We start from the raw sequence: 12,536 nt of genomic DNA, 5'->3' as shown, positions 1-12,536 counted from the left end.
AGTTGTGCGTAGTACTGTGTTCTGAAAGAGTGCCTCTGACGTGTTCAGGGGCATTTTTTATGGCCTGTCTGGATGTGTGTCTTGATCAGGATCAGCCGATAGGGTGGGTTGGGCGCACTTTCAGAATTATCTGGCAGACCGGGCTGGAGCGGGTCGGTAAGTTCTGGGTATACCGTCCTCTTACATCCTTAGGTTTGTCAGCCATGATGAATACATACTTGTTGACCACAGAAGATATTGATCCTCGCACATTGCCCGAGCAGGCTGTGCTGTATGCCCATCTGTTGACACGCGACTCCCTGAAAGATGAGTGTGTGCGCAAGCTGGTGGCCGCACCGCGTTTTGTGCGCTCGGACAAGGGTATTCCGTATGCGGTGCTCAAGGATATGCGCACGCATCGCTGGACCTTGATTCGAGCCTGGCGCGAGTATCTGGAGATCAAGCGCGAACGCCTGGCTGGCCGGCTGGGGATCAGCGTGGCGGAATATAACGTGATCGAGAAAGGGCTTGTTCCGTTGAGCCAGACGATGCTGGCTCTTCTGGCGCAGGGAATGGGTCTGGACGAGACGCAGTTGCAGGTGTCTACGTATCAGCCCGTGCTGGATCCCTTGGCTTTGAGCTAGAGCCAAAGGGTTAAAAAAGAAAGCTGTCACAGGAAAGAGCAGGTACAGAGAGCAAGCTGTCCCTGGCTCTGAAGCAGGTCCGGCCCCATCACGTCAAAAGCGCGATGGGGCCGGTTTTTTTTAAGGTGCAGGATGGAGCGGTTTTATTCGCCCGAGTCTTCGGTTTGCAGCTTCACAACCTGTTTGGCTCGGGTGTCTACATGCAGGGAGAAGATGTCGGGGCGCGAGTAGTGGCCGTAGACGTCAAAGTCCAGATTGGCCTGTTTGAGCAGGTCCATGTCCAGCTCGGCATACAGCTCGGTTTCTTCGTCGAACACCGGGCCGGCCAGCACTTCGCCGGTAGGGCTGACGATCATGCTGCCGCCGTGCATCACGTAGCTGTCCGGAGCAAATTCGCCGGGCAGGGCAAACTCTTTCTGGAAGGACTCGGGATAGTTGTTCAGGCGGATGGCCTGGCAGGCGGACAGTACAAACACTCGGCCTTCAACAGCGATGTGAATCATGGACGAGGCCCAGGTGGGGCGGTCGTCTGCCGTGGGGGCGCAGTACAGCTCGGTGCCTTGGGCGTACATGGTCTGACGCAGGGTGGGCATGTAGTTTTCCCAGCAGATCACGTTGCCGATACGGCCCATGGGAGTATCGACGGTGCCCATGGTGGAACCATCGCCAAAGCCCCAGACCAGACGTTCCTGACCAGTAGGCATCAGTTTGCGGTGGATGCCCACCACACCTTTGCCCGGAGCCAGTGTCAGCGCGGTGCAATACAGGGTGCGGCCCATTTTTTCGATCACACCCATCACGGTGTAGACCCCGGTTTGAGTAACGGCATCGGCCAGTGCTTCCAGTTCGGGACCTCCCAGAGTGACGGCACCTTCCACATACATCTGGTACAGGGCACGGCCTTCGGGACGGCGGTTGCCGATCACGCTGCCAAAGCTGATACCTTTGGGATAACCACCCAGAAAGGCTTCAGGAAAGACCGCCAGGGTGGCCCCGTTGGCGGCCACGCGCTGCAAAATGGCGGCGGCTTTTTCTACACTGCTGGCAGAGTCAAACGGGATGGACGCCGCTTGGATAACAGCAACTTTGCTCATAACTAGGTCTCCTTTAAAGGTCAGCCTGCGGACAAGTCCACGTTTTTGGTTTCAGGCAGGCGGGTATACAGGATCAGGAAGCACAGCAGGGATACGGCAGCCAGGTACCAGGCCGGTACGTTGGGGTTGCCTGTGTACTGGATCAGCGCAGCCGCAATGAAGGGGCCGGGGCCAGCCAGCAGTGCCGACGATACGTTGTGGCCCAGTGCGGCGCCAGTCGAGCGGATCGAGGCGGGGAACACTTCCACCAGCAGCACCACGTTCATGACGGCAGAGATGGCGACCAGGAAAGCCATGATGATCAGGCCCAGCAGGATCAGCGCAGGTTTGCCGGAGTTCATCATGATGAAGATCGGATAGGCCATGATCGTCAGGCCCGCAGCGGCAAACAAGGCCAGTTTGCGGCGACCATAGTGGTCCGAGAAGCGGCCAACCAGTGGGTGCAAAATGCAATACACCACCAGCGAGGCGCTGCACAACCACAGGGCAGAAGTCTTGCTCATGCCCAGAATGGAAACCAGGTGGTTATTGGCGTAGGTGATGAAGTAGTACAGCGACACCAGGAACAGCGCAGAGAAGGCAAAGGACAGAATAAAGGCATTGAGCTTGTCCTTGGAGGAAACACGTTCCAGGGTGTTGTTGGCCTTCTTTTCCTGCAGCTCGTGGTAGACGGGAGTGTCGTTCAGCTTGCGGCGGATAAAGACCGCGATAAAGGTCATCACGATGGACAGGACGAAAGGCACACGCCAGCCCCAGCTGTAGACCTGGGCTTCGGTCAAGGTTGCGTTGATGGCTGCGGCGGTCGCGGTACCCAGCAAGAAGGCGATGCCGGCGGTAAAGGTCACCACGCTGGCTGCCGTTGCACGACGGTTGGCGGGGGCGCTTTCCACCAGGAAAATACCGGCAGCGGACCACTCGCCGCCGACCATCATGCCTTGCAGGAAACGCAGCACAACCAGCAGGATGGGCGCCGTAATGCCGATGGTGTTGTAGCCGGGTAGCAGGCCGATCAGGGTCGTGAATACGCCCATGCCAAAGACCGTAATCATCAGCACGGTCTTGCGGCCAAAGCGGTCGCCAATGGGGCCCAGGATCAGGGCGCCAAAGGGGCGCGACACAAAGCCCACGGCAAATACGGCCAGGGACGACAGCAGGGAAACGCCAGTGGCGTCGGAGGGGAAGTAGATGCTGCCGATAATGGCTGCAAAGTAGCCATAGATAGCGAAGTCAAACCATTCCATAAAGTTGCCGATACCGACGGCAACAACTTGTTTTCTACTCAGGCCAGGCTGGCCTGGGGGTGCCGAATTGGCATGCGAAGGGGCGACGGTAGCAGTGCCCATAGATATCTCCTCGAGCAGGGCAGGTGAATACCTGCCCTTATTGTGGTTGTGGCTGATTTTTAGTCTAATCAAGCCAAATAATTATTCAAACTAATTAGAAAAATGGCTTCCATTAATATCGCTAATATCAGGCGGATGGACTTGAACTTGCTGCTGGTGTTCCAGTGCTTGATGAACGAGCGCAGCGTGACCAAGGCCGCCAACGCCTTGTTTCTGACCCAGGGCGCGGTCAGTGCGTCCTTGCGCAAGTTGCGGGTGGTGTTCAATGACGAGCTTTTTACGCGCGGTTCGCACGGGATGACACCTACGCATCGGGCCTTGGAGATCGCCCCGCAGATCTCCGAAGCCTTGAAAAGCATCTCCGCGCTGGTCACGTCCGATCAGGAGTTCGATCCCAGCCGCTCCAGCCGGGTTTTTCGCATCGCTTTGTCCGATGATCTGGAAAATATGCTGGCCAAACGCATGATTCGCATGGCGGACGAGCAGGGCTGGACGATCAGCTTCTCCTTCTATCAAACCAATAGCTATTTATGGCCGCAAAGCATGGTTGAGCATGGGGCGGATCTGGCGATCTGTTCCAGCCCCAAATTCCTGAGCACCATGCACAAGTCCCAAGTGCTGTTTTCCGCTTCGTATATTTGTGTCTACGACAAGGAAGCGACCCAGTTCTCTACGCCCATGAGCAAGCAGGAGTATCTGCATGCGCGTCATGGCCGGGTGTCCTTTGATGGTCTGCGCGGTTTTGTGGATGAGCTCTTCGATGCTGAACGCCTGCAACGCAAGGTCAAGGCTTCATTCACGCATTTTTCCGGGGCAATCAATGCGATTATTGGCAGCCCTTTGGTGCTGACCATGCCCGACTACGCTGCCCGCTCTTTTGCCGAGTGCAATAGCCGCCTGGCTGTATCCCCGGTGCCCTTGCGTGTGCCTTCCTTTGTGGTGTCCATGATCTGGGATATCAACAAGGAGCATGATGAGGAAAATCGCTGGTTACGTCGTTTTGTGCTGGAGCTGACCGAGCCGGTTAGCGCGTAAAGCGCTGCCAATACGATCTGGCGGCGTACTATTGCCCCCTGTTCTGCTTTCTTTTCTACTATCCGCCATGCGAATTTTATTGATTGAAGACGAGCCTGATTTGGCCCTTTGGCTGACCCGCAGCTTGCAAAAGAAAGGGTTTACGGTTGAATGGTCCAACGATGGAGTGGTGGCCTACCACCGTCTGCTGATCGAGGAGTTTGATGCTCTGGTTCTGGACCTGGGCTTGCCGGGTATGGATGGTCGTGCCTTGCTGGCCCGTTTGCGCTCGGAGGATAACCGCACGCCAGTGTTGATTTTGACGGCGCGTGACTCCTTGCAGGAGCGGGTGGAGGCGCTGGAGTGCGGGGCAGATGATTTCCTGCCCAAGCCGTTTCGTATTGAAGAACTGGTGGCCCGCGTCAATGCCCTGATTCGTCGTAGCCGTGGCAAGGACAAGCCTCGCATGGCATGTGCCAGCCTGGTTTATGACCTGTCCACGCAGCGTTTTACGCTGGACGGTGCGCTGTTGTCCGTGTCGCCGCGTGAGGCCGAGGTATTGCGTATTCTGGTGCAGCGTAGTGGCGAACCCGTGAACAAGCAGTTCATTCTGGATCGCCTTAACGAGAAGGATGAAGACGAAATCAATATTGAGGCCATCGAGGTGCTGGTGCATCGTTTGCGCAAGAAGTTGCAGGCCTCGGATGTCCACATCGTGACCTTGCGCGGCGTAGGCTACTGCCTGGAGCCGGTCAGCGACGATGAACCGTAACCTTATGCTCTTGCAGGAGGCCCTATGGCCATGAGCAGTCTGCGCCGCACCCTGTTGGTCATGCTGATTCCGGCGGCCTTGCTGACCTCGGGCGTGTCCCTGTTCATTTCCAGCATGACGCTGAAAGATCAGGTGAATGCAGCATTTGATCGCGCCTTGGCGGGGGCGTTGAAATCCATGTCGGCCAATGTGCTGACCATCAGCGGCGGGCTGGCCATGGAGCAGTCCTACTACATGATGGAGTTCATGGAATACACCATTAGCAGCCAGGTGTATTTCCGGGTGGCCACCGAAGATGGTTTGTCGGAAATCGGCTTTACGGGCATGCCTTTGCCATCGGCCAGGCTGGTAAATAATCAGCCGGTTTTCTATGACGCGCAGTATTTGGGAGAGCCTTTACGTATCGCAGCGGTGGCGTTGGAGTCGGATGGGCGGCTGCAAACCTACCAGGACAGCCGGGTTCTGATTCAGGCGGGCGAAAACCTGGGCGAACGCGACGAGTTCATCCGCAAAGTGATTATTCAAAACCTGATTCAGGACGTGGCAGTTCTCAGCCTGTTTACCGTGCTGATTCTGGTCGGGACCTTGCTGGCTTTGCGACCCTTGCGCAAGCTGAGCGCAGAGGTGCGGCATCGTTCGCCCGATAATCTGGAGCCTATCAGTGATGCCAGCTTGCCCCGAGAAGTGCGCCCCTTGGTGCAGACCATTAATTTGCAAATGGAGCGGTATGCGCGCAAATCACGCGAGCAGCAGCAGTTTCTGGATGATGCGTCACACCAGCTGAAAACCCCCTTGGCCGTCTTGCTGACCCAGGTGGACTTTGCCTTGACGCTGGCCAGGACAGATGAAATGAAAGAGGTGCTGGAGGCGATTCAGTCGCGCTTGAATAATACCGCCCAGATGACGCATCAAATGGTTGCCTTGTCACGTGTGCGCGATGCGGCTGATCAGTTGCGAAGCCGCGCTGCCTTGGGAACGGTAGATCTGTGTCAGCAGGCCGGTCAGGTGGTTGACGAGTTGTGGAGCCTGGCTAGGTCGCGTCGTCAGGACCTGGGGCTGGATGTACCTTCAACACCGGTTTGGGTGGCGGGAGAAGCCTGGCTCTTGCAGCAGGCCGTGAGCAATATTGTCAGCAATGCCATCAAGTACTGCCCACGGGCGGCTCGCATCACCGTTTCAGTCAGGGAAGAGGGGGGAGTGTGCTGCCTGCAAGTGGAGGACGACGGCCCCGGCATGAGCGCGGACGATCTGGCCAAGGCGGGCCATCGCTTCCGACGGGGAGAAGCAGGCAAGGCTTTGCAAGGCTCGGGTCTGGGCTTGGCGATTGTGCAGGCTATCGCGCAAATTCATGGTGCTCGCATGAGCTTGCAGCCAGGACCGCAGCAGCGTGGCCTGATTGTGCGTTTGGAGTTCGAGGCGCTTGAACATTGAACTTTTAATCTAGGGTATACCCTTGAGATTGGCGGTTTTCGGCGGAATTGAAAGGTAGGCGAAAGCTTCGCTCCGGTAAGGTCGCAACCATTACAACTACGACGATCCTCCAGGAGGCGATCCAATGGCTATTCACACGACACTGCGGGTGCTGCTGGCCAGCAGCATTCTGGGCCTGAGCAGCTTGAGCGGCGTACAGGCCCAGCAACCTTCCAAACCTGAATGTATTGCCCCGGCGCAGCCAGGCGGCGGCTTTGATTTGACCTGCCGTGTGGCCGTCAATGGTTTTCTGGAAACCAAGCTGCTGGAAAATGCCATGCGTACCATTTACATGCCCGGTGGCGTGGGTGCGGTGGCCTACAACCACATCGTTGCGCAGCGCCCTGGTGATGGCAATGCCATTGCGGCCTTCTCCGGTGGCTCCTTGCTGAATCTGGCCCAGGGCAAGTTCGGCAAATACTCGGTAGAAGATGTGCGCTGGCTGGCATCCATAGGCAGTGATTACGGTGTGGCTATCGTACGTAACGACTCTCCCTACCAGGACCTGAAGTCGCTGATGGAAGCATTCAAGGCTGACCCCAGCAAGATTGTGTTGGGAGCGGGCGGATCCGTTGGCGGTCAGGACTGGATGAAAGCGGCCCTGACGGCGCGGGCAGCCGATGTGGATTTCCGCAAAATGCGTTTCGTGGCGTTTGAAGGCGGTGGCGAAGCCATGACGGCTTTGCGTGGTGGTCACATCCAGGCGTATATGGGTGATGCTGCCGAAGCTCACACCATGCTGGAAGGGGGGGCGCCCATCCGCGTATTGGCCGTGTTCAATGACAAGCGACTGGATGGTGCCCTGGCTGATATTCCTACGGCCAAAGAGCAAGGCTTTGATATCGAATGGCCGATTATTCGCGGTTTTTATGTCGGCCCCAAAGTCTCTGACGAGCAGTATCAATGGTGGGTTCAGGCTTTTGATCGCCTGATGAAAACTCCTGAATTTGCCCGCTTGCAAACACAGCAAGGTCTGTTTCCGTTCAACATGAGCGGCCCCGAACTGGACACCTACGTAAAACAACAAGTGCTTCAGTATCGTGAGCTGGCTGATTCTTTCGGCTTGATCAAGAAGTAAATCTGTACGGTGTTCCCGAGGTTTTGAATCGGGAACACCGCCTTTTTGCCCCGCCGTTCATGGCGGGTGAATCCGGAGATTCCATCATGACGCTAAATGATCGCGTGCTAGGCGTGGGCGCGCTGGTGCTTGCCGCCTTGATCACCGCCTTTGGCTACGACCTAGAGCCCCCCTTTTCCTATGAACCTGTCGGGCCCAAAGCCTTTCCCTTGCTGCTGGCGCTGATTATTGCCCTGTGCGGTGTGCGCTTGATCATCAAGGGCGGCGGGCAAGTGGCTCCCAATCCCTCTGGCGCCAACGGCCGCATCCTGATGATGGTGGCGTATTTGGCAGCCTATGCCTGGCTCTTTCAATGGTTGGGCTTCATTGTCGCCACCACGATCATGGCGACACTGGTCGGGCGCTTGTTTGGTGGTTCCTGGAAGCAGGCTCTGATAGGCGGGCTGGCGATGGGCGTAGGCCTGTTCTTGTTGTTTGACCTGGGCCTGGATGTGGTTCTGCCATACGGCATCCTGGGAGAGTGGCTATGAGCTCTATTCTTGAATATTTAAGTGTCGGTTTTGGCGTGGCATTTTCCGCCCAGAACCTGCTGGTGGCTGCGATTGGTGCGTTTATTGGCACCATTGTGGGAGTTCTGCCGGGGCTTGGGCCGATCAATGGCGTAGCCATGCTGGTACCCATTGCATTTGCGATGAAGCTGCCGCCCGAGTCGGCCTTGATTCTGCTGGCTGCCGTGTATGTGGGCGCCGAGTATGGTGGACGCATTACATCCATCCTGATCAATGTGCCCGGCGAAGCAGCCGCTGTCATGACGACACTGGACGGTTATCCGCTGGCACGTAAAGGCCTGGCCAGCGTGGCCTTGTCCTTGTCGGCTTTTTCTTCCTTTATTGGTTCTACGATTGCCATTTGCGGCATTGTGCTGCTGGCCCCCATGCTGGCAGGCTGGGCGGTGGCGTTCGGTCCTGCCGAGTACTTTGTGCTGATGGTATTTGCCTTCTGTGCCTTGACCAGCCTGCTGGGCGATGAGCCGGTGAAAGGCATTCTGGCAGCCATGCTCGGCCTGTTCATTTCCACGGTTGGGGTGGACGCGAACTCGGGGGTGTACCGATACAGTTTTGATATTCCGAATCTGGCCGATGGCATCGATTTTGTTGTCGTGGTGATTGGTTTGTTTGCCGTGGCCGAGATGTTGCAGATGCTGGAGAACTTGCTGGGCGGCGTGTCGATTGAAGTGCCTAAAAGCAAGCGCAAGCTCTTTAATCTGAAAGAACTGGGCATGACCTGGTGGAGTACGGTGCGCGGTGGCGTGATGGGCTTTTTTATTGGTATCTTGCCTGGAGCTGGGGCCAGTGTGGCCTCCGCTGTAGCCTATGCCAACGAGAAAAAATATATCGAAGGCAAAGACCCCAATGCCATGTTTGGCCAGGGTGACATGCGCGGTCTGGCTGCACCAGAAGCGGCCAATAACAGTGCCGCAACCGGCTCTTTCATTCCCATGCTGACATTGGGTGTGCCTGGCTCGGGGACGACGGCGGTCATGATGGGTGCTCTGACGCTGTACAACATCACGCCCGGCCCGGTGCTGTTCGAGTCGCAACCACAGATTGTGTGGGGCCTGATTGCCTCCTTGATGGTCGCCAACGTCATGCTGTTCCTGATGAACGTGCCCATGGTGCGGGTCTTTGCCTCCATGCTGGCTATTCCTCCGCGCCTGCTGGTGCCTGGTATTTTGGCGATCAGCTATATCGGGGTCTATGCCATCAATGGCACGACGTTTGATCTGCTGCTGGTCGTTGGCATCGGTGTCCTGGGCTACTTCTTGCGCAAGATGAATGTGCCTATGGCCCCCATGGTGCTGGGCGTGGTGCTGGGCAATATGATGGAGCAGAATTTACGTCGTGCGCTGTCCATCACGAATGGTGAAATCGGCATTCTGTTCGAGAGCAAGGTGTCAATTGCCTTGTGGATCGCCGCTGTTTTAGTTAGTGTAGGTCCGATCTTGCTGCGCCGTATTGCCGCTCGCAAGCAAGTACACGACAAGACATAAATAGGGGGACCCCACCTGCTGGGTGGGGCTTTTATCGGGAGAAAGCGCCAGGCTGCGGCCTGGCCTTGTTGTTTCTGTTATGGCTATCTGGTTTCGAATTGCCCTTGGTTTCGGGGTGGCTCTGGTCGGCGCTCTGGTCGCGAGCTGGCTGAGCATGCCTTTGCCCTGGATGCTGGGTGCCCTGATCTTGACAGCGGCCACCAAAATGGCCGGCAGCCCCGGTGCTTGCATGCCGCTGGCGCGTAATGCAGGGCAGTGGGTTATTGGGGCATCCCTGGGGCTGTACTTCACCCCTGCCATGGTGCATCTGATTGGCAGCAATGCCGTGTTCATTGTGATGGGCATGGTGTTTGCGCTGGTCTTGTGCTGTATCGGTACTTTCATGCTGACCCGCTTTGCCGGTACGGATCTGCGTACGGCCTGGTTTGCCAGCGCGGTAGGCGGTGCCAGCGAGATGACCGGGCTGGCGGAACGCTATGGCGCACGGCCGGATCTGGTCGCCTCTGCACATGGCCTGCGCGTATTGATGGTGGTGGTGATTATTCCCTTCGCATTCGAGGCTTTGGGCTTTTCGGGTGAACAGCTTGGGGCCGTGGTCAGACCCGACTTTTTGAACCTGTCCGGTCTGGCTCTTCTGGTGTTATTGAGCAGTGCCGCAGGGGTTGCCTTTCAAGTGTTCCGTCTGCCCAATCCCTGGGTATTGGGGCCTTTGCTGGTGGTGGCCATCCTGACGTACAACGACATTATTCTGTCGGGCTTGCCGGTAGAGATTTCCAACCTGGGGCAGCTGTGTATTGGCTGGGCCTTGGGCGACAAGTTCGGCCCGGATTTCTTCCGTCGAGCGCCCCGTTATCTAGGGGTTGCCGCTGTCAGCAATGTGATCAATCTGGCCTTGGCATTTGGCTTTGCCTACGGCTTGTATCGATTGTCTGATATTCCTTACCCCACGCTGGTGCTGGGTGTCAGTCCCGGTGGTATTGCAGAGATGGCCATCACCGCCAAGGTCCTGCAGTTGGGCGCGCCCATGGTGACCTCTTTCCAGGTTGCCCGCATGGTGTGTGTACTGGTGCTGACCGGGCCTTTGTACACGCGCATCGCCCGGTTTTTGAAAGCACGTTGATCAAGGCGGCACGCCTGCGTAACAGGGCGCCAGCAAACGCCCGGCGCGAGGCCGGGCGTCGGGTTTCAGGCAAGCAGCAGGCTACATTCAGCGATCTGGTTTGGAGGCAGGGCTGATTTTGCCGTGCTCCCCCAGTTCTGTCAGTTGCTCGCCCATCAGGGTGGCTTTGAGCATCTTGCCTGCCTGAGCCAGCTTGCCTTCGCGCACGCTCCAGTACTCGGCACTGTCTATCTGTACGCAGACCAGAGCAACATCGGGATCGGTAATGCCTTCTTCAAACCAGGCCTCGACCAGCGTGTTCCAGAAGCGCTCCTTTTGATTCATGGACTCCACAACGCTAGCCAGGCCCGAAACTGATACATAGGTGTCTGTTTTGGGGTCGGCATAGCTGATATTGACGTGCGGGTTGACCACCAGGTTGTGGACCACCTGGCTGGACCTGGCCATGAAGAACCAGAGCTTGTCGTGCTCAAAGTCCTCCTGTTCCGAACTCATCTTGGCCTGTTGCGTGGTCATGGGCCAGGCATGAAGCTGGCCGCCCTGCGCGTGGGTGACGAACATCGCATAGCGAATGTCCTTGATCATCTCTTGCAGTTGTTCAAAGGAAGATTCAATCGTTTCGTTCATGGTATCTCCTTGAAAAAGTTAAAGGGATGAAGGCGCTTACTTGATCACTCCGCAAGCAAAACGTCCGGCACCGCCGCCCAGTGGTGCAGGGTGATCGGAGTGGTTGTCACCGCCTTCGTGGATCATCAGGGCTCGGCCCTTGATCTGATCCAGTGACTTCAGGCGCGGAGCCAGAACGGGGGTGGTGGCACTGCCGTCGGCCTGGACATACAAGGCGGGCAAATCACCCAGGTGGCCATTACCCCATGGGAAACCGTGCTTGCCGGTCTTGTTGGGGTCCAGATGGCCGCCGGCTGCCCCGGCAGGCGTTACCTTGCCGTCTTTCTCGCTGGGGGCGCAGCTGGCGTTCTCATGTATATGGAAACCATGTACACCGGGTTTGAGATTTTTCAGATCTGGCGTGAAGACCAGACCGTGTTCAGTCTGCCGAACGCTGACCTGGCCGATTTGCTCGCCAGCACCGCTTTCGGTAGCCAAATTCATGGGAATAATGACGTCCGCCAGTGAAGGGGCCGACAAGGCAAGGGTGGCGCTGACGGTGGCCAAGGCCATTGCGCATCGCGCTTTGAAGGAAGAAAAACGCATAAGGCTGTTTCCTTTGCTGAATAAACAGAGGGTTAGATCAGCCTAGCATTGCGAGCACGAGATGCCGTTAAGAGACGTTTCTCTTTGTCAGTAAGACGCGGATTTCACACCGCAGGGACTTTTCTATATCTAAATGAGAATTATTGTTAATATTCTCGCTTCATTCGACATTCGTCTCTTGTATTTGCCATGTCCCGCCGACCTTCGCCCAAGAAAGGCTGGCTCGCTCACTACAGCGGGCTGATCGGCTCGTGGGCGAAGCGCAGTTCCTTGCCGCAGGACGCGGAGGATGCCGCGCAGGACTCCATTGAAGGCTTGCTGCGCGGTGAACATGCTGCGGCACTGAATCAAAAAGCCTATCTGTATCGCAGTGCGCAAAATCAGCTGATCAGTGAAATCCGCCGCCAGTCGCGCCATGACGTGGTGCCCTTGCATGATTTGCGCGAGGAGGAGCACCCGGTAGACCCTGGCCCGGAAAGTGATCTGCGCATGGAGCAGCTTAGCCAGGCGTTGCGGGAGGCTTTGCAGGAGCTGCCCTTGAAGTGCCAGCAGGTGTTTTTGTGGAACAAAATAGAGGGCTACACGCAAAAGGAAATTGCAGAGAAGCTGGATCTGACACCCAGCTCGGTGGAAAAATACATGAAGCGGGCATTACGGCATCTTCAGAAGAAGTTACAAAACTATGCCCCTCATTGATTCCGGATTTCCTTATGCATAAACGTCTTATCAGTGAAGGGCACGGTTTTTTGCCCTGTGTCCC

13 protein-coding genes are annotated in these 12,536 nt (G+C 56.9%); 9 read left to right on the top strand and 4 right to left on the bottom strand.

Annotated elements, in window-relative coordinates; all coding sequences use genetic code 11:
• Positions 1-203: 203 nt before the first annotated feature.
• The gene (locus tag CPY64_RS15640; RefSeq protein ID WP_081251488.1) at positions 204-623 is read left to right on the top strand and encodes a helix-turn-helix domain-containing protein; all 420 of its coding nucleotides are present in this window, start codon (positions 204-206) and stop codon (positions 621-623) included.
• A gap of 143 nt (positions 624-766) precedes the next feature.
• On the opposite strand, the gene CPY64_RS15635 is transcribed toward CPY64_RS15640, so the two are convergent.
• On the bottom strand, positions 767-1,717 hold the full coding sequence (locus CPY64_RS15635) for a carbon-nitrogen hydrolase family protein (RefSeq protein WP_042485940.1): 951 nt from the start codon (positions 1,715-1,717) through the stop codon (positions 767-769).
• A 20-nt stretch (positions 1,718-1,737) separates the two neighbouring features.
• The gene (locus tag CPY64_RS15630) at positions 1,738-3,060 is read right to left on the bottom strand and encodes an MFS transporter (RefSeq protein WP_042485943.1); all 1,323 of its coding nucleotides are present in this window, start codon (positions 3,058-3,060) and stop codon (positions 1,738-1,740) included.
• A 135-nt stretch (positions 3,061-3,195) separates the two neighbouring features.
• On the opposite strand from CPY64_RS15630, the gene CPY64_RS15625 reads away from it, so the two are divergent.
• The 7 genes from CPY64_RS15625 to CPY64_RS15595 all read left to right on the top strand — a co-directional run bounded on the left by CPY64_RS15625 (position 3,196) and on the right by CPY64_RS15595 (position 10,564).
• On the top strand, positions 3,196-4,095 hold the full coding sequence (locus CPY64_RS15625) for a LysR family transcriptional regulator (RefSeq protein WP_223253989.1): 900 nt from the start codon (positions 3,196-3,198) through the stop codon (positions 4,093-4,095).
• A gap of 67 nt (positions 4,096-4,162) precedes the next feature.
• Positions 4,163-4,846, top strand: coding sequence for a response regulator (locus CPY64_RS15620; RefSeq protein WP_042485950.1), 684 nt, complete (start codon positions 4,163-4,165; stop codon positions 4,844-4,846).
• A 30-nt stretch (positions 4,847-4,876) separates the two neighbouring features.
• Positions 4,877-6,277: a sensor histidine kinase gene (locus CPY64_RS15615; protein WP_226791391.1), complete on the top strand. Its 1,401-nt coding sequence runs from the start codon at positions 4,877-4,879 to the stop codon at positions 6,275-6,277.
• Between the two features lie 124 nt (positions 6,278-6,401).
• On the top strand, positions 6,402-7,394 hold the full coding sequence (locus tag CPY64_RS15610) for a Bug family tripartite tricarboxylate transporter substrate binding protein (RefSeq protein ID WP_042485957.1): 993 nt from the start codon (positions 6,402-6,404) through the stop codon (positions 7,392-7,394).
• A gap of 86 nt (positions 7,395-7,480) precedes the next feature.
• Positions 7,481-7,924, top strand: coding sequence for a tripartite tricarboxylate transporter TctB family protein (locus CPY64_RS15605; RefSeq protein ID WP_042485960.1), 444 nt, complete (start codon positions 7,481-7,483; stop codon positions 7,922-7,924).
• Positions 7,921-9,444: a tripartite tricarboxylate transporter permease gene (locus tag CPY64_RS15600; protein ID WP_042485963.1), complete on the top strand. Its 1,524-nt coding sequence runs from the start codon at positions 7,921-7,923 to the stop codon at positions 9,442-9,444. The genes CPY64_RS15605 and CPY64_RS15600 overlap by 4 nt, the downstream gene beginning before the upstream one ends.
• A 79-nt stretch (positions 9,445-9,523) precedes the next feature.
• Positions 9,524-10,564, top strand: a complete 1,041-nt coding sequence (locus CPY64_RS15595; protein ID WP_042485966.1) for an AbrB family transcriptional regulator — start codon at positions 9,524-9,526, stop codon at positions 10,562-10,564.
• Positions 10,565-10,651: 87 nt separating this feature from the next.
• On the opposite strand, the gene CPY64_RS15590 is transcribed toward CPY64_RS15595, so the two are convergent.
• Both CPY64_RS15590 and sodC read right to left on the bottom strand, forming a co-directional pair.
• A complete protein-coding gene (locus tag CPY64_RS15590) occupies positions 10,652-11,191 on the bottom strand; it encodes a pyridoxamine 5'-phosphate oxidase family protein (protein ID WP_042485969.1) in 540 nt (179 codons plus the stop codon).
• A 36-nt stretch (positions 11,192-11,227) separates the two neighbouring features.
• Positions 11,228-11,776 carry a superoxide dismutase family protein gene (gene sodC, locus CPY64_RS15585; protein ID WP_042485972.1) on the bottom strand — a complete coding sequence of 183 codons (549 nt, stop codon included), beginning with the start codon at positions 11,774-11,776 and terminating at the stop codon, positions 11,228-11,230.
• Between the two features lie 189 nt (positions 11,777-11,965).
• Here sodC and CPY64_RS15580 point away from each other — a divergent pair, with 189 nt between their 5' ends.
• Positions 11,966-12,472, top strand: coding sequence for an RNA polymerase sigma factor (locus tag CPY64_RS15580; protein WP_042485975.1), 507 nt, complete (start codon positions 11,966-11,968; stop codon positions 12,470-12,472).
• Positions 12,473-12,536 lie beyond the last annotated feature (64 nt).

It is taken from the genome of Alcaligenes faecalis, assembly GCF_002443155.1.
In the GTDB taxonomy this organism is placed as follows: Bacteria; Pseudomonadota; Gammaproteobacteria; order Burkholderiales; family Burkholderiaceae_B; genus Alcaligenes; species Alcaligenes faecalis.
Note: the sequence above shows the minus strand (reverse complement) of the source record. Positions and strands in the feature narration are given on the sequence as shown.